This window comes from Gordonia sp. NPDC127522, from assembly GCF_042672305.1.
Classification (GTDB): Bacteria; Actinomycetota; Actinomycetes; order Mycobacteriales; family Mycobacteriaceae; genus Gordonia; species Gordonia hongkongensis.
In genome coordinates this window covers 217,620-237,968 of sequence record NZ_JBHXVK010000002.1, presented here as the reverse complement: position 1 = coordinate 237,968, position 20,349 = coordinate 217,620, and the positions used below count along the sequence as shown (strand labels likewise).

Annotated in this window: 20 protein-coding genes; 10 read left to right on the top strand and 10 right to left on the bottom strand. The window is 67.8% G+C overall.

What is annotated here, in order from left to right; all coding sequences use genetic code 11:
- Positions 1 to 15: 15 nt before the first annotated feature.
- Genes ACFVHY_RS05400 through ACFVHY_RS05375 form a run of 6 tightly spaced genes read right to left on the bottom strand, consistent with a single transcriptional unit; the run spans position 16 to position 5,521 of the window.
- Entirely contained in the window at positions 16 to 1,026 is a 1,011-nt protein-coding gene (locus ACFVHY_RS05400; RefSeq protein WP_390269353.1) for a DUF3445 domain-containing protein, read from the bottom strand.
- Positions 1,023 to 2,021: a PDR/VanB family oxidoreductase gene (locus ACFVHY_RS05395; RefSeq protein WP_390269350.1), complete on the bottom strand. Its 999-nt coding sequence runs from the start codon at positions 2,019 to 2,021 to the stop codon at positions 1,023 to 1,025. Before ACFVHY_RS05395 ends, ACFVHY_RS05400 begins: the two co-directional genes overlap by 4 nt.
- Positions 2,018 to 3,550: a heme-dependent oxidative N-demethylase subunit alpha family protein gene (locus ACFVHY_RS05390; protein WP_390269347.1), complete on the bottom strand. Its 1,533-nt coding sequence runs from the start codon at positions 3,548 to 3,550 to the stop codon at positions 2,018 to 2,020. Before ACFVHY_RS05390 ends, ACFVHY_RS05395 begins: the two co-directional genes overlap by 4 nt.
- Complete coding sequence (locus ACFVHY_RS05385; RefSeq protein WP_390269345.1) at positions 3,547 to 4,548, bottom strand: PDR/VanB family oxidoreductase; 1,002 nt, start codon at positions 4,546 to 4,548, stop codon at positions 3,547 to 3,549. Before ACFVHY_RS05385 ends, ACFVHY_RS05390 begins: the two co-directional genes overlap by 4 nt.
- Positions 4,545 to 5,129 (bottom strand): dimethylamine monooxygenase subunit DmmA family protein, encoded by a 585-nt coding sequence (locus tag ACFVHY_RS05380; protein ID WP_390269342.1) that lies wholly within the window; start codon positions 5,127 to 5,129, stop codon positions 4,545 to 4,547. Before ACFVHY_RS05380 ends, ACFVHY_RS05385 begins: the two co-directional genes overlap by 4 nt.
- A gap of 8 nt (positions 5,130 to 5,137) precedes the next feature.
- Positions 5,138 to 5,521, bottom strand: coding sequence for an ethanolamine utilization protein (locus ACFVHY_RS05375; protein ID WP_058252945.1), 384 nt, complete (start codon positions 5,519 to 5,521; stop codon positions 5,138 to 5,140).
- 570 nt (positions 5,522 to 6,091) lie between these two features.
- On the opposite strand from ACFVHY_RS05375, the gene ACFVHY_RS05370 reads away from it, so the two are divergent.
- Together ACFVHY_RS05370 and ACFVHY_RS05365 are read left to right on the top strand one after the other, a co-directional pair.
- On the top strand, positions 6,092 to 6,382 hold the full coding sequence (locus ACFVHY_RS05370; RefSeq protein WP_390269339.1) for a WhiB family transcriptional regulator: 291 nt from the start codon (positions 6,092 to 6,094) through the stop codon (positions 6,380 to 6,382).
- A gap of 125 nt (positions 6,383 to 6,507) precedes the next feature.
- Positions 6,508 to 6,840, top strand: a complete 333-nt coding sequence (locus ACFVHY_RS05365) for a hypothetical protein (protein WP_390269336.1) — start codon at positions 6,508 to 6,510, stop codon at positions 6,838 to 6,840.
- Between the two features lie 26 nt (positions 6,841 to 6,866).
- Here ACFVHY_RS05365 and ACFVHY_RS05360 read toward each other — a convergent pair whose 3' ends face one another.
- On the bottom strand, positions 6,867 to 8,342 hold the full coding sequence (locus tag ACFVHY_RS05360; RefSeq protein WP_390269333.1) for an MDR family MFS transporter: 1,476 nt from the start codon (positions 8,340 to 8,342) through the stop codon (positions 6,867 to 6,869).
- Positions 8,343 to 8,464: 122 nt separating this feature from the next.
- Between ACFVHY_RS05360 and ACFVHY_RS05355 the strand changes: the two genes are divergently transcribed.
- Positions 8,465 to 9,088, top strand: a complete 624-nt coding sequence (locus ACFVHY_RS05355; protein ID WP_390269330.1) for a TetR family transcriptional regulator — start codon at positions 8,465 to 8,467, stop codon at positions 9,086 to 9,088.
- Here ACFVHY_RS05355 and ACFVHY_RS05350 read toward each other — a convergent pair.
- Entirely contained in the window at positions 9,085 to 10,425 is a 1,341-nt protein-coding gene (locus tag ACFVHY_RS05350) for an amylo-alpha-1,6-glucosidase (RefSeq protein WP_390269327.1), read from the bottom strand. The genes ACFVHY_RS05355 and ACFVHY_RS05350 overlap by 4 nt on opposite strands.
- An 85-nt stretch (positions 10,426 to 10,510) precedes the next feature.
- On the opposite strand from ACFVHY_RS05350, the gene ACFVHY_RS05345 reads away from it, so the two are divergent.
- Complete coding sequence (locus tag ACFVHY_RS05345) at positions 10,511 to 11,191, top strand: SDR family oxidoreductase (protein ID WP_390269324.1); 681 nt, start codon at positions 10,511 to 10,513, stop codon at positions 11,189 to 11,191.
- 321 nt (positions 11,192 to 11,512) lie between these two features.
- Here the strand turns inward: ACFVHY_RS05345 and ACFVHY_RS05340 are convergent, their stop codons facing one another.
- Positions 11,513 to 11,902 carry a nuclear transport factor 2 family protein gene (locus tag ACFVHY_RS05340; RefSeq protein WP_065631129.1) on the bottom strand — a complete coding sequence of 130 codons (390 nt, stop codon included), beginning with the start codon at positions 11,900 to 11,902 and terminating at the stop codon, positions 11,513 to 11,515.
- Positions 11,903 to 12,218: 316 nt separating this feature from the next.
- Between ACFVHY_RS05340 and ACFVHY_RS05335 the strand changes: the two genes are divergently transcribed.
- Genes ACFVHY_RS05335 through ACFVHY_RS05315 form a run of 5 tightly spaced genes read left to right on the top strand, consistent with a single transcriptional unit; the run spans position 12,219 to position 17,500 of the window.
- Positions 12,219 to 13,163: a glycerophosphoryl diester phosphodiesterase membrane domain-containing protein gene (locus ACFVHY_RS05335; protein WP_390269320.1), complete on the top strand. Its 945-nt coding sequence runs from the start codon at positions 12,219 to 12,221 to the stop codon at positions 13,161 to 13,163.
- Positions 13,160 to 13,840, top strand: coding sequence for a DUF4129 domain-containing protein (locus ACFVHY_RS05330; protein ID WP_390269317.1), 681 nt, complete (start codon positions 13,160 to 13,162; stop codon positions 13,838 to 13,840). Before ACFVHY_RS05335 ends, ACFVHY_RS05330 begins: the two co-directional genes overlap by 4 nt.
- On the top strand, positions 13,837 to 15,129 hold the full coding sequence (locus ACFVHY_RS05325) for a DUF4350 domain-containing protein (protein ID WP_390269314.1): 1,293 nt from the start codon (positions 13,837 to 13,839) through the stop codon (positions 15,127 to 15,129). The genes ACFVHY_RS05330 and ACFVHY_RS05325 overlap by 4 nt, the downstream gene beginning before the upstream one ends.
- A complete protein-coding gene (locus ACFVHY_RS05320; RefSeq protein WP_390269311.1) occupies positions 15,126 to 16,208 on the top strand; it encodes an AAA family ATPase in 1,083 nt (360 codons plus the stop codon). The genes ACFVHY_RS05325 and ACFVHY_RS05320 overlap by 4 nt, the downstream gene beginning before the upstream one ends.
- Complete coding sequence (locus tag ACFVHY_RS05315; RefSeq protein WP_390269308.1) at positions 16,208 to 17,500, top strand: DUF58 domain-containing protein; 1,293 nt, start codon at positions 16,208 to 16,210, stop codon at positions 17,498 to 17,500. Before ACFVHY_RS05320 ends, ACFVHY_RS05315 begins: the two co-directional genes overlap by 1 nt.
- Before the next feature lie 119 nt (positions 17,501 to 17,619).
- Here ACFVHY_RS05315 and ACFVHY_RS05310 read toward each other — a convergent pair whose 3' ends face one another.
- Positions 17,620 to 18,702 carry a LacI family DNA-binding transcriptional regulator gene (locus ACFVHY_RS05310; RefSeq protein WP_390269305.1) on the bottom strand — a complete coding sequence of 361 codons (1,083 nt, stop codon included), beginning with the start codon at positions 18,700 to 18,702 and terminating at the stop codon, positions 17,620 to 17,622.
- 170 nt (positions 18,703 to 18,872) lie between these two features.
- Between ACFVHY_RS05310 and ACFVHY_RS05305 the strand changes: the two genes are divergently transcribed.
- Positions 18,873 to 20,168, top strand: coding sequence for an aryl-sulfate sulfotransferase (locus ACFVHY_RS05305; RefSeq protein WP_390269302.1), 1,296 nt, complete (start codon positions 18,873 to 18,875; stop codon positions 20,166 to 20,168).
- Positions 20,169 to 20,349 lie beyond the last annotated feature (181 nt).

Here is a 20,349-nt window from a genome sequence, read left to right as displayed (position 1 = left end):
TTACGGGACCAGGGCTCACGGGCGACTTTGACCGCGGAGATATGCGACGACGTTGTCGCGATAGTCGAGAAAACCCTTGTAGGCGGCGATGTCCTCGCCGAGCGTCTCGATGACGGTCGCCAATTGACCGGCCCACTCGGGTATGCGCTTCACGTCCTCGAGCGAGGCCATGAATGTCCGGATATTGAACGTCACCGCACCCGACATCGGCAACCGGACGAAGTGTTCCAGCTCGATGCGCAGTCGCGCGCGGCCGAAATCGCCGTCGGCGATCATGCCCGCGACGTCGCCCGCCCACTCCGGCAGCTCCTCGAGGCTGACGTCGAGTTTGTGGGAGTCCGACGCCGACAGCGTCCAGTTCACCCTGCGGTACACCTGGTCTGCGGGTAGCCTCCGCAGGAACTGCTCGGCGCGGGCGACGATGCCTTCGCGGAGCATACGGGGAACGGGCGCGTGGATCTCGTACATGTCCATCCCGACGTCGAAGGACACCGACCACGCGGCGGCGAAGGTGACCACGCCGGCGTCGAAGTACAGGTGCCCGTCGCGTTCGGTGACGAGCAGCAGGTCGTCGGGTACCTCACGCGCCAGGAATTCCATGGGGCCGCAGGGGAGGGTGGCCGGATCACCCAGGACGAACTCCTGATCCGTACCCAGAAGCCGGTTGCACCAACGGAATCGGCCGTCACCGTGTTCGGAGAGCTCCATCGCCGCGGGGTAGGCGTGACCGAGATCGCGCAGGTAGTACAACAGCAGATCCCAGGAGGCCAGTTCCATCCCCGGGCGCACCCGGACGCGTGTCGGATCGGCGTCGAGGATCCGCCGTCGCTCGGCCATGATCTCCGGATACTCGGCGCCGCCGAGATCGACGAGGTGCCTGCCCCATTCGCCGGCCCGGGTCGGACGCGGGATGCGCGCCGGTTCGACGTTCACGCTGTAGGAGAACTCGTCCATCTCGTCCGGAAACGGCCACGGCAGGTTCGCCAGGTGGTCGACCCGGCGGGTCGGGAACGAATCGATGCTCACAGGTCCACCTCGATGTCCTGACCGCGCGAGACACAACACAGCATGGCGTCGCCCACGGTCTGCTCGTCGTCGGTCAGTACCAAGTCGCGGTGCTCGATTCGGCCGCTTCGCACCGGGATTCGGCATTCGCCGCACACGCCTTGACGGCACAGACTCGGCACCGGGACGCCGTTGTCGAGCAACCGCTGCAGCAGCGACACACCCGGTGGCACGTCGATGCGGAGGCCGGAAGACGCCACCGTCACGGTGAAGGGATCGCCGGGATCCTGTTCGGGGGCGGTGAAACGTTCGAGATGAACTCGCGCGCTGGGCCATCCGGCCGCCTCAGCGAGCCGCGTGTACGCCTCCAGGAGCGAGGTGGGACCGCAGGCATAGGCGTGGGTTCCGAGCGGCTGCGCCCGCAATCGCTCAGCGATCACCCGCATGGTGGCCGCGGCCCCGGACACCTCGTGCAGCGTCACGGAGGGTTGCATGGCGAGCGCCCGCAGGTCCTCGGCGTGCGCACCGCGTCCACGCCGATAGGAGTAGACGATGTCGGCCCGGCGCCCGTCCCGAGCGAGGGCACGGGCGTGAGACAGCACCGGGGTGACCCCGATTCCGCCCGCGATCAGCAATGCGCCGCGCTGATCGAGCACCGGCGGGAACATCGAACGCGGACCCTCGATCTCGACGACGGCATCGACGACGAGGTTGTCGTGCAACCAATCCGAACCACCGCCCGCACCACGTCGCAACACCGAGATGCCGTAGCTGGTCGGGTACATCCCGTCGTCGACGAGCGAGTAGGCATTCCGCTGTCCGCCGGCCGAGATGATGAGATGGCTGCCCGGCTGGTACGCGGTCAGGACCGCGTGGGCGTCGTCGACGGGGCCGAACCGGAAATGCGTGACCTCGTCGGTGAGTTGCCGCACGGACAGGACACGCATCGGTCGCGGACCGGTGGCGTAGGCCGGATGAAGGTGGGCCGGGTACTGCCCTACGGCGACCGCGGTCATTCGTCGCCGCCGACCGCAGAGGCCAGGAAGCTGCCCATCACCGGTGAATGGTGTTCGTGCACCTCGAGATCCCGAGCGCAACCGGGGCACGCGACGACGCCGCCGACAACGGCCTCGGCGCGAAAGATCTCGCGGCAATGCGCGCAGTAGAGCGGTAGGTCGCGGGTGTGCGTGACATAGCACGACAGTTCGGCCGCCACCGCCCCCGCGTTACGCGCCATTGCGAGTGCCGTCATGACGTCGTACTGCCCGCCGGTGACCAGGATTCGGGTACCGGTGCGGCACTCGTCCAGAGCAGACTGCAGCGCCGATCTGTCGACGACGTCGCCCAGTGAGTCCAGGACCACCAACCGCGTCCCTCCGGCGGCCTCGGCGGCCGCCACCCAGTTCCGTGACACGTGCGCGGCCGCCGGATCGTCGCCGATCGCCACCACGAGGAACGCCGCCCCGGTGGTGTCGACGGCCGGAGGCGAGGCGGGCCACCGCGGCATGCCGGGCCCGTTGGGCTCCGGCGTCGCCGGGAAGGCCGTGCGCAGCCACTGCGCCGCACGATCCCGGAACTTGATGATTCCCTTGTATTCGGCCATGTCGGTGGGCAATTCGGCCAGCACGTCCGCAGTTCGCCGCCGCCAGACGTCGATGGTGGCGAGTTGCGCGAGCGGAAGCATGTATGTCCGGATGAGGAACATGACCGCACCCGAATCCGGCAGCCGGATGAGGTGTTGCACTTCGACGCGGAGATGTACCCGTCTGCCGAACTCGTCGTCGGGGACCTGCTGGATGACCTCCCGGTCCGGTCCCCACTCGTGATAGATCTCGGTCGAGACGTCGAGCCTGCGGTCGATCGTCAACGTCCAGTTGGTTCGTCGATACGGCTGATGAGGTTGGAGGCGCTTGAGGAACTCGTGCGCACGGGTGATGACGCCTTCGGGGTGAATGCGCGGCACCGGTCCGTGGATCTCGAGGAAGCTCATCCCGACGTCGAACCCGAAACTCCAATCGGCAGCGAAAGTGACGACCCCGGCGTCGACGTGGAGTTGCCCATTGCGCTGATCCAGCAGTGCGATGTCCTCCTGGACCTGAGAGCTGATGTAGCGCAACGGCTCCTCGGGAAGCGACGCCGGGTCACCGTACCGGAAGTGTTGCTCGAGGTCGAGGATCTCGTTGTGCCACAGCCAGGTGTCGGGTCCGGTCGACGCGAGCCGGAACCCGGGACAGGTCGCGGCGAGCTCGCGCATGAGGGTCAACATCGCGTCCCACGCGGCCGGGACCATGTGCGGCAACACGGCATGGCGGGTGGGATCGGCGGCCAGGATCACCGCGCGCTGATCGATCTCGGTGCGGTACTCCGAGTCGATGTCGACAACCGCCGACCCCCACTCGCCGGCCGCCGTGGTCACCGGGGTCTGGGCCGGTTCGACATTCGTGCTGTAGCGATAGCGGTCCTCGGGGAACGGGAACGGGAAGCCCGCGAGGAGATCCGGCGCGACCGTCGTCGTCGCTCCGCCCGGGTCGAGAGTGTCTGTCACAGGGGAACCTCCAGGGTGCTGGCGGCCGCAGCGCGCGAGACGCACGGCATGATGGCGTTGCCCGCGTCCTTCTCCTCCGGGCTGAGGTAGAGATCGCGGTGGACCGGGGTGCCGCCGGCGAGCGTGATGCGGCACTCACCGCACACTCCTTGCCGGCAGAGATTCGGCACGACGATGCCCTCGTTCTCGAGAGCCTCGAGCATGCTCGTCCCCGCCGGTACATCGACCGTCCGCCCGGAAGTGGTCAGCTCCACACGGAAGGGGTCGCCGGCATCGAGGGCGTCGATCCCGAACCGCTCGAGATGAATCCGCGATTCCGGCCAACCGGCGTCCACCGCCGCAGCGGTGACCGCGTCGATCATCGCCGACGGACCGCATACGTACAGGTGGGTACCGATCGGCTGGGTACGCAGGGTCTGTGCGAGGCGGTCGGCGAAGGAGTGCCGGTCGGTGAACAGTTCGGCACGGGGTCCGGCGAGTGCGGTGACCTCGTCGAGGTGGGCGGCCGCCGAGTCACGGAAGACGTACAGCAGTTGCACATCCCGGCGCCAGCGAGCGGCCGACCGAAGGTGGGACACCATCGGCGTGATCCCGATCCCGCCGGCGATCAGGAGATGTTTACGCGCGCGGGCGACCGGCGCGAACGCGCTGCGCGGCAATCCCACCGACACCGTTGCGCCGACCTCGAGTTCGTCATGCAGCCAACGCGATCCGCCCTTGCCGTCATCGAGTCGGAGCACCGAGATCGAGTAGTGCGACGGATGCGCGCCGTCGCCGGTCAGGCTGTAGGCATTGGTGGAGGCACCCGCGTGCACGACGACGTGACTGCCCGGGATGTACGCGGGCAGTACGTTGCCGCCGGGATCGGCGAAGGTGATCGTGCGGATGTCTCGGGCGGGGGCGTCGACAGCCGTGACGACGAGTTCCAGCGTCGTCGCGCCGGCTCCGGGACGCACGACGGACTCGGGGGTGCTCGTCTCGGCCACTCCGGTGTTCATGAGGGGTCCTTCATGAGGGTGGGTACCTCGCCTGGTCCGGTTCCCGGACAGGCCGACTGGGCGGTCTCGGCGTCGGCCATGAAACCCAGATACTGTCCGGTTCGACGCGAGACGTGGTGGTACACGAGCAGGTCGCGACGGCAGCCGACGCAACCGACGATGTCATCGACGGCCGCGGCCGCGCGGGTGACCGATCGGCAGTGTGCGCAGAAGATCTCCACGACGGTCTGCGGCGCGGAAGTCACCGGTACGACGGCGATCTCGTCGTCCTCGAGTCCGGCACCGAGTGCGACCGCGCGCAGTGTCAGTGCCGATCCCGGCTCCGCTACCATCCAGACTCGCACGCCGACAACAGCTTCGGCGAGGGTGCTGCCGAGCTGGGCGGCGACCGAGTCGGTGTCCCCGTGGATACGCGTGGTGGCACGCGGAGGTAGTGATGACTCCCAGCGGGCCAGGGTCTCGGCGACATCCCCGACACCGACCAGCACGTACGAGTTGCCGGTCGGTGCGGGCGTCGTCGCCTCGATCGGTACGCCGGGGCGTGCCCACGTCGGCACGCTGGAGAAGTCGATCTGCGACATGGCAGCGATCAGAGGAGGGTGGCGTCGCGCAACCCGGTGTAGAAGGCGAGCGCGTAGTCGGGGGTGCTGAAGTAGATCTTGGACCCCTTCGGGAAGAAGATCGCGTCCTTGGCCTTGGCTACGGTCTTCTGCCCGGTCTCCTTGTTCTCCAGGAGGAACTCGCCTTCGAGCACGACCTTCATCTCGTCGTATTCGTACTCGTAGTACAGCGGTTCGTCGGTGTGGCGCAGCTCGAAGTACCCGCTGCACATGGGGCTTCCGTCCGGGTTCTCGTAGACGTCTCCGATGAAGCCCTCGGTGCCCGGGTACTCCGCCTCGGGCATCTTCGGCAGATCCTCGTATCCGCCGCTGGTCACGCGGAACTCCAGGGCCTTGGCACTCTCGATGGTCACGATGCTCCTTCGCAGGTTCGATCTGGGCGTACTCGCGGGCGGCGGTACGTCGACGACATCCGGGGTCCGCGCCCCATCGGCACGACTCCCCGTAGTGGACTTTGTCCCCTGCTATGAAACAAGGGGCGTGTTTCGTAGGTGTGACGGCGCTGTAATGGCGTGCTACGGGACCGGCCCGTCCCGGGCAACGTGATCGGTCGGGCATGCAGACGTCGGGCATGCAGACATCGACCCGCAGCTGCTCACCGTTTCGGCCCCCGGTCGGTCGGGTACCGCGGTCGCCAAGCCGGTTCCGCCGCATGCGAGCGACCCGGCCCAGGCGCCCGGTTGAGAACCCAGCCGGGCGCCGTCTCATGACTCCACTCCGCGGGCCTGCTCGGCACGACTGCGACAGCGCCGCAACGTGATTCACGATCGGTGTTGCGCCTTCGACCAGACTCTGACAACATACGTTCTCAGTTTGATCGGAGGGATCAATGGGCCATCGGCGTCAGTGGGTGACGGTTGCCGGCGCAACCAGCACGACAGGTCGTGCACGAAGTGCGCGTCGGTGTCGGCGGAGTGCCTGACATGCAACCCACGTGTACCTCGAACCCGGACGCCTGGTTCCCGGAGCAGGCCGCCGGTGCCCGGAGCCTGGCCAATCGGCACGCTCTCGACGGGTGCGTCCGATGTCCGATCCGTTCGCGCTGCGCCCGCCTTGCCCTGGACGATCCGACTCACCTGACCGGGATCTGGGCGGGTGTCTACGTGCCGCCGCCGGGCAACCAGCACCGGGCCCGTACCCATGCACTGAATCGATTGCGGTCCATCGGCTTTCCGCATGCACTCCCGAACGAAGAGCACCGGACGACGGCCTGACCCGACGATGCGGTGGCTCCTGCACACGACATCGGCCCGGGTGCGGCGACTACCTGAGAGGTAGTGGCTCTCACGACGTCTGACGCCGACACTGGGATCACGACGATCCGCAGAGGAGGTGTCCGATGACCGACCGACCGACCGCCGTCGGCGAAAGGCCCGCTGCTCTCCTCGCGCCCACGGGCTCGAGTCCGCGGTGGCTGACCGCGGTCATGCGGTGCGACCGCGCCCTGTCCTCGTGGTTCATCGGGGCGGGCTTCTTCTTCGCGCCGGTCTTGTTGATCCTCGACCCGTGGCCTGCCGCCGTCGTGATCGCCTGGGTGGCGATCTCGGTGTCCGGGCTGTGGCTTGGTCTGCTCGGCGTCTTCATGGCCGCCGGCCTGGCTCAGGTGCTGCGCGCCGGCGAGGAGATCCCCGACGAGTTCTGGTCCGGTCTGCTGGATTACCGGACCCGGTGAGGCCGGCCGGGCCGACGGTCGAGCGGCTAGGCCGACTCGGCGGCCCGGGCCGCCGGCGCACCCGTTCGGCCACGGACGAGCGCGGCCGCCGCGACGAGCACGAGTGACAGGCAGGCCGCGACGACGAAGGCCAGATGAATGCCGTCGGCCCCTGCCTGCAACGGGTTCACCCCGTCGTCGATGGCCGACTGTGTACCCCGGGACATCAGCGTGATGAACAGCGCGGTGCCTGCCGCTCCCGCGACCTGCTGGATGGTGCTGACGGTCGCGCTGCCGTGCGAGTACAGCTCGGGACTCAGCGATCCCAGCGCTGAGGTCATGAGCGGCGTCAGACCGAAGGCGATACCAGCACTGAGGATCACGTGAGCCGCGATCACCATGCCCAACGACGACCCGGCATCGAGCGTGGTGAGCAGCCACGTGCCGGCACTGACGGCCAAGGTGCCCGGTAGCACCAGTGGTCGTGCACCCACCTTGTCGAACATTGCACCGACGAACGGCGCCAACAGACCCATCACCAGGCCACCGGGCAGGAGCACGAGGCCGGTGGTCAGGACGTCCTTGCCCATCACGTTCTGCAGGAAGAGGGGAAGCAGGATGAGTGCGCCGAAGAGCGTCAGCATGAACCCGGCCATCAGCACGACGGCCAAGCGGAACGGTGCGATCGCGAAGGTCCGCAGGTCGAGCAGCGCCAAGCCGCGATCGGCGAGCTTGAGCTGCCGCAGGACGAACAACGCGAGCGCGACGGCGCCGATGACGAGTGGCACCCACGGTGGGATCGGGGCGTGCCCACCCGCCGACTCCCCGATGCTGCTGAGACCGTAGACGACGCCGCCGAAGCCGAGAGCCGACAACGGGACCGAGATGAGGTCGAGCTGCGCGGGCCGCCGTTCGGTGACGTTGCGGACGAACACCCCGCCGAGGATCAGCGCACCGATCGCGATGGGCAGCACGATCCAGAACATGGCTCGCCAGCTGAGGGACTGCAGGATCAGGCCGGACACCGTCGGACCGACGGCCGGCGCGACGGCGATGACGATGGAGACCAGTCCCATCGTGCGGCCACGATTCTGCTCCGGGACGACGTTCAGGATCGTCGTCATCAGCAGCGGGACCATGAGCGCGGTGCCGGACGCCTGCACCACGCGGGCGACGATCAGGAGTTCGAAGCCCGGCGCGAGGGCGGCCGCGAGGGTGCCGATCGTGAACAACGTCATCGCCGCGATGTAGATCGACCGCAGGGTGAATCGCTGCATCAGGTAGCCGGTGATCGGGATGACGATCGCCATCGTCAGCAGGAACCCGCTGGTGAGCCATTGCGCGGTGGCGGCGGTGATCTCGAGGTCGGCCATCAGGGTGGGTAACGCGACGCTCAGGATCGTCTCGTTCAGGATCACCACGAAGGCCGCGACCAGCAGGACGCCGATGAGCAGCACGGCGCTGCGATCCGTGCCGGTGTCGGTTCTGTTGTCGGTGCCCGGGAGGGCGGCGTTCTCGGTCACTGTCGTTCTCTCATCGCTGTGGTGGTCCGGGTCGATCACACGGCGACGCTACCGGAAATTGGCAGAGACTGCCAGACTGGCACCGACTGACACCCGCGCCGGTCGACCGCTAGTCTCGACCCATGCCGGAATCCTCCGAAACCGGCGGGTTGCGGGCCCGCCGTCGAGATGCGACGCGCCTGGAGATCCACGAGGCCGCAGTGGAACTGTTCGAGCGCAACGGATTCGACGAGACGACGGTCGACGAGATCGCCGCTGCCGCCGGGGTCTCACCGCGCACGTTCTTCCGGTACTTCCCGACCAAGGAAGAGTGCGTGCTCTTCGACCGCTTCGGTTTCGACCAGGCACTCGACGACCATCTGGCCGGCATCGACCCCGATGCCCTGTCGCTCGCCGACATCGAGGGCGTCTACCGGCAGCTCCTGGAGGGGTTCGGTGATCGCAGCGACGACGTGTCCGCCCATTTCGTGCGCGTGCAGAAACTCGTACTCGCGACACCCACCCTGAGCCGAGCCGCCCTCGGCCGCTACGCCGACAAGTCACGCCGACGGCCCGAGGCCCTGGGCGACCGCAGCTCGGCGCGGACGCGGGGTCAGCTCCGGATGATCCTGGAGATCGCCAATCTCGAGGTCCAGTGCGCCTTCGAGGAGTGGGTCGAGATCAACGAGCGCCCCAGGTCGTCGGGGGCGCCCCGGCCACTGGTGGACGTCTACGACGACGTGTGCCGTCGGATGCGGGAGCTCTAGTCGAGCCAGTCCAGCACCGACGCGGCGGTCCAGCTCTGCTGCATGCTGCCGAGCGGCTCACCGGTGAACGGCTCGTAGTACTCGGCGAACGTTCCGTCGGTGGCCTGGCGGAGGCCTTCTTCTCGCAGACGCGCCGACCGCTCGGTCCAGCCTCGTCGTGCGAACGCCCAACTGAAGAGCCAGGTCATCACCGGCCAGACGGGCCCGCGCCAGTACTCGCGGGGGCGGAAGTCCGCCGAGATCGGTGACGTCGACGGCGGGACCGCGTACCGCAGGTCGGGGTGGCCGCAGTAGCGCGGGCCGTCGAAGAGTCGCAGCAGCGCGCGTTCACGGTCCCGGGAGAGGCCGCCGCACAGCAGCGGCGCGAACACCGCGATCGTCTCGGTGTTGATCCACGAGTTGGCGCGCAGATCGAAATCCCGTGCGGCGCCGTTCCGGTCGTTGGCGGCGGACACGACCCCGGCCCGGAACCGGTCGGCCCAGGCGCGGAGATCCCGGACATCCGACCGCGGCTTGGAGTAGTCCTCACCGATCGTCGCCAATACATCGCAGGCGACGGCGAAGATCGCGCTGACGAACACATCCTCGACGGCGAAGCTCATCGCCTTCGGCAGCAGCGCGTCGTCGTAGTTGGCGCGCTTCATCTGTTCGACCAGCCAGATGTAGCGGTCGTACTCGAGGTCGGTGGGCCGCATCGAGAAGTCGTCGACGTGGTCGAGGTCGGCGCGTCGGTACGGGGGGAGGTCCACCCCGGGAATCACGTTGGCGTATGCGGAATCCCAGCGTGGCGAGTTGTCCATCCCCGACTCCCAGCCGTGGAAGATGGTGATCCGCCCCCGGCCGTTGGGGTCCCGCGCGTGTGCCAGCCAGCGGTGCCACCGGACCAGCGAACTCCAGCGCCGGTCGATGAACTCGTTGGCGACAGCGCGCGTGGTGCGACCGTGGCGTCGGGAGTGATCGAGGATCCGCTGCACCGCGATCGCATGCACGGGCGGCTGGGTGATGCCCGAGGTGTCGGGGAAATCCGGTGCGCACTCGGCCAGTCGGGCGCACTCCCATCGAGCCGGGCCCGGGAAGTAGCCGTCGCGGCCGTTCGCGAAGACGATGTGCGGGATCATCCCGTTACGCCACTGGGCCGACAACAGGGTGTCCATCTCGATGACGGCCCGCTCCACCGACAACGGTGCGAGACCGACCGTGACGAACGCCGCATCCCAGCTCCACATGTGCGGATACAACTTGGGCGCAGCGCTTGTCATCGTGCCCAGGTCGTTGCCTCGGAGCAGGTACGCGGCACGTGCCGACAGCTGCGTTGGGGTGAATCCGTACCTGGCCACGTCGACGATTGTGCCCCGCGACGTCGGCGTCTGCTCATCGAGCCCGACGGGGCTGCCGCGCACGAATTCGCAGTAGGGTCGAGAGGTGCCCACCGCGTTGATCACCGGGGCGAGCCGCGGCCTCGGAGCCGAGATCGCCCGCCAGCTCGCGCCGACCCACGACCTCCTGCTCGGCGGACGACCCTCCCCCGAACTCGATCGGCTGGCGACCGAACTCGACGGCGCGAGCACCTTCGCCGTCGATCTCACCGACTACGACGAGGTCGAGGCCGCGGTCGAGGCGATCACCGAGCTCGACGTCCTCGTCCACAACGCCGGGGTGGCCAGCAGTCTCGAACCGGTCGCGGAGACACCCGTCGAGGAATGGCGTCATGTCCTCGAGGTGAATGTCGTCGCCGCTGCCGAACTGACGCGGTTGCTGCTCCCCGCGTTACGAGCGGCCGCCGGCCACGTCGTGTTCATCAACTCGGGCGCGGGACGTCGGGTCAACCCCGGATGGACCCCCTATGCAGCAAGCAAGTTCGCGGCGCGAGCGCTCGCCGACGGGTTGCGTGTCGAGGAACCGACCCTCCGGGTGACGTCCGTCTTCCCCGGCCGCATCGACACCGACATGCAGCGCGACATCGTCGCCATCGAAGGAGACGAGTACGACGGGTCGCGGTTCCTGCGTCCCGCGACCGTCGCCCGAGCAGTCGTGCACGCCATCTCCACCCCGGCCGACGCCCACCCCGAGGAAATCGTGCTGAGGCCGACCGGGCGGGGGTGACGCTCGTACCTCGCGTATCCGCGGCCTTGCGACATCGTGGACTACGGAAGAACTCCGCTCCCTCATCCGAAACAACGCCAGATCAGCGGTTCCGGGTCCGGAAGCGGCCTGCGGGTAGAGCAGATAACTACGTAGGGCGCCGGGCCCGTGACCGGCAGACTTCAACTCGACCGATGGACTTCGATCGAAGTCTAGGAGTCGAGTTGAAGTCTGTCGGTCACGAAAATGCGGCAGGCACGCGAGACAGCCGCGCTACTCAGGGAGCGGTGGTTGGCCGCGCCCTCCGAAGCTCGCGCCTCAGAGAGCAGGAGGGAATCGCGGTCAGAGCTGCTTGAGATCCGACTGCTGCCAGACCGCGCGCATCGTCGACACCTTGCCCTCGGCGTCGAAGACCATGATGTCGACGGGGGTGATCTCGAAGGCGAGTCCGGCGGTCTTGGTGACCAGGGTGAACTCGAAGACCGCGGTGTCGCCGGCGATCTTCTTCCACTTGAGCGTCGCGGTGCGCTCGTCCATACCGGTGATCACCGAGTAGAACTCCACGAGCTGCTCGCGGGTGTCCCGGATGTCCGCGCCGATGGGGTCCTCGACGGTCGCGTCCGCGGCGTAGAGGTCGGCGATCTGCTCTGCGGTACCAGAGTTGAGCAGCTCGATGTAAGAGTCGACGGCCGCGTCGATCTTCTCGGCGAGCCCGGCTTGTTCCACGGTCATGAATCCTCCAGAAAAGTAGAACGTGTTCTAATTCGGCACGGTAGCACGGCGTCCGTCAACCGGTGGATGATTTCGGTGCCCGGTCGGAGTTGTTTGATACGTTCGCCGCACAGTTCCCCCGCGTGCGGAAAGGCCGGTGCACCTCTCGATGACCGAGCCGCCGCGCGTACCTCCACCACCGTCCGGCGCGCCCCAGTGGCAGCCGCCCGTCGTCTCCGACGAGTGGAGCCCGGTGCCAGATGCGGGACCTCCGCAGGGTCCACTCACACCGCGGCCGCCGACCGTGCCCGGACCGCAGCCGCGGTGGGGTTCGGCGATGTCGACCCCACCTGGTTCGAGTGCTCCCCTTCCGGGCAACGGGTGGCCGGGGTGGATGCCGCCACGACGACCGACGCCCGTCAGCGCACTGCTGCAACAGATCTTCTCGGCCGCGTTCGCGGCACCGCGGGTCTTCCTGGGTCTCGTCGGCGTGAGCTGGGGGGCGGCGGCGGCACCCGTCGCGCTCGTCACGTGGTGGCTGGTGAGCGCCGAACCGAGCCTCGACGACCCGGACGACTGGGCGTCGAGCCTGGCGCCGGTCACCGCGTTCGTCGTCATCGTCTTCGCGCAATGGACCATCATGACGGGCGCACTCAGCGGTCTCGCCGCCCGTCCCCTGGCCCACCTGCGCGCCGGGTCCGTACCGACGCTCGACGACACCCTGCGCCCGGGACGCCGGTCCCTCGCCCGACTGTCGGGGTGGACCGCACTCATGGGACTCGCCGTCGCGGCGGCGTTCACCCCGGGCGTCGCACTCCTCGGTCTGGGAGTCAGCTCCGACGGAATCGTGCTGATGACCGGGAGTCTCCTCCTCTTCCTCGTCGCGCTCATCCCGGTGACGTGGTTGCTCGTACGCACGGTGTTCACGGCGCCGGCGATCGTGATCGACGGCCTCTCCGTGCGAGACGCGATCGCCCGCTCGGGGTCGTTGTCGGCGGAGCGGTTCTGGCGGACCTTCGGCATCCTGGCGGTCATGGTCGTGCTGGCGTGGGTCGCGATGACGACGATGATGTACCCGTTCGATCTCCTCGGATCGATCGTCGGCATGTGGTTCGACGACCGGGACGCCCGTGGCACCGAGACCGTCGTCGCGGTGTTCGGCACCGTCGTGGCGTCGATGGTCGTGCAGCCGGTACTGACCGTCGTCCCGGCCGTCCTCTATGACGATGCACGCGCCGAGGCGGCCCCGACGCCGTTCTTCTCCGGACAGGGCGACCGGTGATCGAAGTTCTCGCTGCGCCGTTGGACCCCGGCAACGACGAAGCACGCCGGTGGGCCGAGGAGGAGCTGTCCGAATCCGAGTATCAACCGCCCGAACCGTCGTGGTTCGACCGTTTCGGTGAGCGGCTCTGGGAGTGGATCGCCGACAACGTCTTCGGCTGGTTCGGCGGCTCCGACACCCTTCGGGGCATCGTGATCGTCGTGGCGATCGCCCTCGTCCTCGGGCTCGTCGTCGCGGTCGTCCGGCATCTCCGACGCAACCCACGAATTCCCCGCGCCACCGGTGCCCCGCCAACGGGGTCGGTGCTGACAGGTCCGGCCCGGTCCGCGGCCGACTTCCGGTCCGACGCCGACGCCGCCTTCGCCGCGGGCCGGTACGACGAATGCGTGCTCGCCGCCGTGCGTGCCGTGGCCCGTCGCGGTATCGAGCGCGGTCTGCTGGCCGATGAACCGTCTCTGACCGCCCACGAAGTCGCGGTCGACCTCGGACCCCGTTTCCCGACCTACGACTCCGGGTTGCGAACGGCGACAGACCTGTTCGATGCCATCGCCTACGGCGACCGGCACGCATCGGCCGAATCCGCGCGCGCGGTCCTCGACGTCGAGCGCGGGGTCTCGTCCGCACGGCCAGTCGACCAGGACGCGGTCCGGTCGAGCCGACTGGCGGTGCCCCGGTGACCGGCACCGTGCAGGCGACGCCACCCGGACCCGTCACGTCGACGCCGGCACGACCGGCGCCCGCGAAGAACAAGACGCCGGCGTGGATCTGGGTGACCATCGTGCTGGTGGTGGTCGTCGTGGTCGCCGGCGTCGGACTCCTCGGTGTCACAGCACTCACCGGGGTGCAGGGCACGCCCGGTCCCGGCGTCAGCTACGACCCCGACAACGCCCAACCCACCGGATCGCGGGCTCTCGCTCAGATTCTCGACGACCACGGGGCCGACCTCCGGCAGGTGCGCGGACTCGAGGAGTTCACCGACGCCCCGCGGCCCGGCTCCGGGACCACGGTGGTGGCGAGCTCGACCTCATCTCTCAATCCCGGTACGACGCAACAGTTCCGAGAGCGCGTGCAGGACGCCGACCGCGTGATCCTGATCGCGCCGGACACCACCGTGCTCACCGCGCTCGACCTGCCCGTCACGTCCGGTTACGGCGCAGGCCCGGCAGCGGTCCCCGCGGGTTGCCGCACGCCCGGCATCGACGACACCGACGTCGTCGACTTCAGTCCGTTCGGATACTCACCGACCTCGCCCGCGGCCACCGCCTGCTTCACGTCCGGCGGGACATCGAATCTCGTCGTGGTGCCCCGCACCGCCGACCGCCCCGAATTCGTCGTGGTCAGCGGCACGATGCTCACCAACGAGCAACTCGCACAGCAGGACAACGCCGGCGTCGCCGTGCGGGTCTTCGCGAGCTCCGACGAGATCCTCTGGTACGTGCCCTACTTCACCGATCAAGTGGCGACCGAGGACGAGGAGTCCGACATCCCGGCCGCGGTCGGGCCGCTGATCGTGTTGACCGTCCTCGCGGTCCTGGCCCTGATGTTGTGGCGGGGCAGGCGATTCGGTCCGCTGGTCACCGAGCCACTCCCGGCGGTCGTCAAGGCGGTCGAGACCACCCGGGCGCGGGGCCGGATGTATCACCGCGCCCGTGCCGACGCGCGCGCCGCGGCGGCGCTGCGCATCCACACACTGGGTTCGCTGGCGTCGTATCTGGGACTTCCCTTCGACGCCGCCCGCGCCACCGACGCACTGTCGCGACCCGACTGGGACACCGTCGTCGCGTCGACCGAGAACTCGGACCCGATGGTGTCGGCGATCGTCCTCGCCGTGGCGGGGGCTACGCACCGTGATCTCGGCGAGGTCCGGTCGCTGCTGTCCGGTCCGCTCCCCACCACCGACGCCCAGCTCGTGCACTTCACCGCCGAACTGACCAACCTCGAGAAGGAAGTCCGACACACGCCATGACCGTCGACCCGTCCCGCAACCCAGGCCTCGGTCCGTTCGCCCCGGACGCATCCTCACACGCAGACCCGTTCACCAAGGCACCTGCCGGGCCACCACCCGAGCACGCCCACCACCGACCCGGCGGAGCGCCGAACCGGGCCCGCGATGCGCTCGGGGCCGTCCGCGGCGAGGTCGGGAAGGCCGTTGTCGGCCAGGACCCGGCGGTGGCGGGCATCCTGATCGCGCTGCTCTGCCGCGGGCACATCCTGCTCGAAGGTGTTCCCGGCGTGGCCAAGACATTGCTCGCCCGGTCGGTGGCGGCCGCGCTCGACGTCGAGACCAAGCGCGTGCAGTTCACGCCCGACCTCATGCCCGGTGATGTCACCGGCTCGCTCGTGTTCGATTCCGCCAGCTCCGAGTTCACGTTCCGCGAGGGACCGGTGTTCACCAATCTCCTGCTGGCCGACGAGATCAACCGCACGCCGCCGAAGACTCAGGCATCGCTGCTCGAGGCGATGGAGGAACGGCAGGTCACCGTCGACGGTGATCCCCGCCCGCTGCCGAGCCCGTTCCTCGTCGCGGCGACGCAGAACCCGGTCGAGTACGAGGGCACCTACCCGCTGCCCGAAGCGCAGCTCGACCGCTTCCTGCTGAAGGTCACCCTGCCGCTCCCCCCTCGCGACGACGAGATCACCGTGCTGACGCGACACGCCTCCGGATTCGATCCGCGAAATCTGTCCGCCGCCGGCCTCCGTCCGGTCGCCTCGGCCGCCGACATCGAGGCCGGCGCCGAGCAGGTCCGCCGGGTCACGGTCGCCCCGCAGGTCACCGCCTACATCGTCGACATCGCCCGGGCCACCCGATTCTCGCCGTCACTGGCCCTCGGCGTCAGTCCACGCGGCGCAACCGCACTGCTCGGCACGAGCCGGGCATGGGCGTGGCTGAACGGCCGCGACTTCGTGACCCCCGACGACGTGCAGGCTCTCGCCCAGTCGACGCTCGCGCACCGCCTGTCGTTGCGCCCGGAGGCCGAACTCGAAGGGGTGTCGGTGGGTTCGGTGCTCGACGCCGCGATCAACTCGGTGCCAGTCCCCCGCTGATGTTCCTCACCGGCCGCTTTCTGATCCTGGTGCTGCTCGGTGCGGCGCCCATCCTGGTCTGGCCGAACTATGTCGTCCCCGTGCTGTGGGCGCTGTTCTGTGTCCTGCTCGTGTGCCTCGACATCGCGCTGGCAGGGTCCACGAAGTCGATCACCATGTCGCGCTCGGCACCCGGTCCGCTCCGGCTCGGCCAGAGCACGACGTGTGCGATCGCCGTCACCAACCACGGTTCCGGTACGTTCCGCGGCGTGTTTCGCGACAGGTGGCAGCCCTCCGCCGGCGCGTCGTCGAACACTCACCACGTCAGCATCCCCCGCGCGGAGACCCGCTCGGTAACAACGACTCTCACCCCCACCCGGCGCGGTGACCGACTCGCGGTCCGAGTCGCCGTCCGCCGGGTGGGTCCCCTCGGCCTCGCCGGACGCCAACGGTCGGTGCCGTTGCCGGGCCGCGTCCGCGCACTCCCGCCCTTCGACTCGCGGCGGCTGCTGCCGTCACGGTTGGCCCATCTGCGTCAGCTCGACGGTCGGTCGGCGGTGCGCGTGCGCGGTCAGGGCACCGAATTCGACTCTCTGCGTGACTATGTCGAAGGCGACGATGTCCGCAGCATCGACTGGCGGGCCACCGCCCGGCGTCGTTCGACGGTGGTCCGCACCTGGCAGCCGGAGAAGGATCGGCACATCGTCATCGTCCTGGACACCTCGCGGACGTCGGCCGGGCGCGTGGGCGACACGCCTCGACTCGATGCCGCGATGGATGCCGCGTTGCTGCTGGCCGCACTCGCGTCGCATGCCGGCGACCGGGTCGATCTCATCGCCGGTGACCGGCGGGTCCACCGACGGGTGGTCGGCGTCGGTCGCACGATGCTGCTGAACAGCCTCGTCACCGCGATGGCAGATCTCGAACCCGCTCTCCTGGAGGCAGATTGGCCACTTCTCGGTGCCGAGGTCGCCAAGATCGGACGACAGCGCGCGCTGCTGGTCCTGCTCACGCCTCTCGAACCCGCGGCCGTCGAGGAGTCGCTGCTCCCCCCACTGTCGGTGCTGGCGCAACGCTACAAGGTCATCATCGGCTCCGTCGCCGACCCAGCCCTCGACGTCATGCTCACCGAGCGCGACGACGCCGCGCAGATCTACGACGCCGCCGCCGCGGCACGCACGCTCACCCTGCGGGACCGGACCGCCACCGCGGTGGGCCGGCTCGGCGTCGATGTGGTGGATGCGCCGCCGGACAAGCTGCCCGCCAAGCTCGCCGATCACTATCTGTTACTCAAATCGCGCGGGTTGCTCTGACCGGTGCGGTCCGCGCTCTTCCTCATGACAGTGATCACCCAACAGCCACTTTCCTATTCCGGGTGCGTTCAGCAGCGCCGACGAGGGGGGTCTTGTCGGTGAGCCACCTGCGCAGTCACTCAGGATGTGGAAGCCGAGTCGTCCCATCTTGTTTCCACTCGTCCTCGTCTATCGCCGGTACCGGCCTTGTGTTGACAACCGCAGGTATTGCCTATGTGTAGCAGGGGTTTTGGCTTGGGAGACAGTATCTCGATCTGGGGAGTTGGGGCGAGCAGCCTATCCAGCGCATGGTCGGCGATGGTGTCGATGGGTTGTTGGATGCTCGTCACGTTGTACTGCCCGTACCGAGCCTGGTTACCGTCGAAGCCAACAACTTTGACGTCCTCCGGTATGCGTAGCCCATGATCGAAGAGTGCGCGTGTGGTGGCGGCGGTCTGTGCATGCGTTCCGACGATGACACCCGCCGGGACCGCGGCGGTTTTGAGGAAGGACCGGACCTGGAGGTAGGCGTCGTCGGCGGTGAGATCGGTGTGGATGTGAGAAATCGCCGCGCCCCCTGCTGTGGCGCCGCGAAAGCGCTGGTGGACGGTTTCACGGTCGCCGTGTACGACGTCGGTGTCGCTGAACCCGCCGACGAAAGCGACGTCAGCGCATTGATGCGTCTTCGCCAGGTGATCGATCGCCAGTTCCCCAGCCTTGACGTGATCGACTCCGACTATGTCGACGTCCTGTATGGCTCCGCGGACGTTGTGCATCCAGACCACGGGGATTCGAGCACGGTCGCAGAGTTCTTCGGTGTGGGAGGCGTCGCTGGCACCCACGACAATCAGTCCGTCGATGCCCGCTTCGATGAAGGACGTCACAAACTCGGCCTCACGCGCCGGGTCGTACCCGGTATTGCCGATCATGGTGAGCCGCTCGCGGGCACGGGCATGCCGTTCCAGACTCCCGACGAACTCTCCGAACAGTGGCAGCGTCACGTCTGGCACAAGCAGACCGATCTGCTGCCACCGGCGTTGTCGTCGGAGTGCCTGCGCCCGTCTGTCGGGCCGATAGTCCAGTTCGTTGATCGCACGGATCACTTTCGCGCGTAGAGACGCCGAGACCGGGCGTGGACCGTTGTTGATGACGTAGCTCACCACTGCGGTCGACGTTCCCGCCTGTTGCGCCACATCTGCCAGCGTCGGACGCTTTTCGCGCACGGTAGATGCCCTTCCGTTGCCTTGGGAGTGTTTCGCGCACCCTGATTGTGACAGACCTCCGGCGGCTTCGCCGCACTACGCTAATCGATTAGATATTTAACGTCTCGGACTCACGTTCGTAACAACGCATTGGTGGAGTAGTTGGCATGACTTTCGTGAGACTCAACGGAGTGACCTACCTCGACCCCGAGCTCGTGTACAACAGCTACGTACTGTTCACCGGCGCCGATTCGGTGACTCGTGTCATCGACCTGACCGGTGACGTGGTGCATGAGTGGCCGTATGCGGGTGTCCCCCCTCGTATTCTCGACCCCAAGCTCAACGGCGGACGCATCGGAGACGTCGGTGTGCAGCTCTCCGACAGCGGCGATGAACGCGGCGGGATCTACGCCAACGGCACCATCGGACAACTGGATTGGGCGGGTGAACGACGCTGGGAGTGGGGCACTGAGGCCCCCGGTGGGGCGGCACGGCAGAATCATGACTGGGAACTCCTGCCCAATGGGAATCGACTCGTCCTGGTCACCGTGCCTCGTATCGTCCCGGGCCTTGGGGACCACGTAGTGGGCGACCAAGGCCTCCACGAAGTCGCGCCCGACGGCACCATCGTCTGGTCGTGGCTGGCCGGCGACCACCTCCACGAGTTCGGCTTCTCCGAAGCCGGCTGGGCAGCGCTGCGAGAGACCGTCGCGCGGGATCCCGAAGATCCCTGGGGCTATCTGGAGATGAACAGCGCCAAGACGCTCGGCCCCAACCGGTGGCACGACGCCGATCCGAACTCGACCTTCGCCCCGGACAACATCATCATCAGCTTCCGCAAAGCAAACATCATCGCGGTGATCGACAAAGCCACCGGTTCTCCAGTATGGCAGTGCGGCCCATACTATTCCGCTCTCGCCGGAGCGCAGCACCAGCGCATCAGCGCGCACAAGGTTCCGCGCCCACTCGATCAGACTTCGGGACAACACAATCCGCATATGATCGCTCCAGAGCTACCCGGCGGTGGGAATGTCTTGGTCTTCGACAACCAGGGAGGTGCCGGATATCCGCCCGCGGCGCTGGGAATCTACGCCGGTTCGCGTGTTCTCGAGATCGATCCGATCAGCAAAGAAATTGTTTGGCAGTACACCGCAGAGGACTCCAATCTGCCACCGTGGGCCTTCTTCAGCTCCTTTGTCAGCAACGCTCAGCGTCTGCCCAACGGCAACACCCTCATCACCGAGGGGATGCAGGGGCGGCTCTTCCAGGTGACACCGCAGGGCGACGTCGTCTGGGAGTACCACAGCCCGTACCTCGGCTACGGCGTTGCCGGCGAGCCGGAAGTCAAGCAAGTTCGGGTGCCGGGGGTCGACCGGCTGACGAAGACCCCTCTGGTCTACCGGTCACAGGCCGTGCCATTCGAATGGACGCCACTCGACCCGCCGAGCAAGCCACTCCCGATCGTCGATCGCCGCGATCGTTCCTGACCAGCAACCTCGATTGAGTCCACACCATGAGCATCCGAATACCTCAACGCTCCTCCGCGACGGACATCACCGGTCCCGCTGGACCGCCACACCGCGCTCACCGACGAATCCACCTGAAGCCGCTGACCGCACGGTTGCCCGCGGTGGGATGGACTCTCGCCGGATTGCTGGTCGCGGCAAT

Coding starts and splice junctions, on each gene's coding strand:
- ACFVHY_RS05370 (WP_390269339.1), top strand. CDS start 6,092: ATGCAACCCACGTGTACCTCGAACCCGGACGCCTGGTTCCCGGAGCAG.
- ACFVHY_RS05335 (WP_390269320.1), top strand. CDS start 12,219: ATGTCGACCCCACCTGGTTCGAGTGCTCCCCTTCCGGGCAACGGGTGG.
- ACFVHY_RS05340 (WP_065631129.1), bottom strand. CDS start 11,902: ATGACCGTGGAACAAGCCGGGCTCGCCGAGAAGATCGACGCGGCCGTC.
- ACFVHY_RS05355 (WP_390269330.1), top strand. CDS start 8,465: ATGCCGGAATCCTCCGAAACCGGCGGGTTGCGGGCCCGCCGTCGAGAT.
- ACFVHY_RS05365 (WP_390269336.1), top strand. CDS start 6,508: ATGACCGACCGACCGACCGCCGTCGGCGAAAGGCCCGCTGCTCTCCTC.
- ACFVHY_RS05385 (WP_390269345.1), bottom strand. CDS start 4,548: ATGAACACCGGAGTGGCCGAGACGAGCACCCCCGAGTCCGTCGTGCGT.
- ACFVHY_RS05395 (WP_390269350.1), bottom strand. CDS start 2,021: ATGACCGCGGTCGCCGTAGGGCAGTACCCGGCCCACCTTCATCCGGCC.
- ACFVHY_RS05380 (WP_390269342.1), bottom strand. CDS start 5,129: ATGTCGCAGATCGACTTCTCCAGCGTGCCGACGTGGGCACGCCCCGGC.
- ACFVHY_RS05315 (WP_390269308.1), top strand. CDS start 16,208: ATGTTCCTCACCGGCCGCTTTCTGATCCTGGTGCTGCTCGGTGCGGCG.
- ACFVHY_RS05320 (WP_390269311.1), top strand. CDS start 15,126: ATGACCGTCGACCCGTCCCGCAACCCAGGCCTCGGTCCGTTCGCCCCG.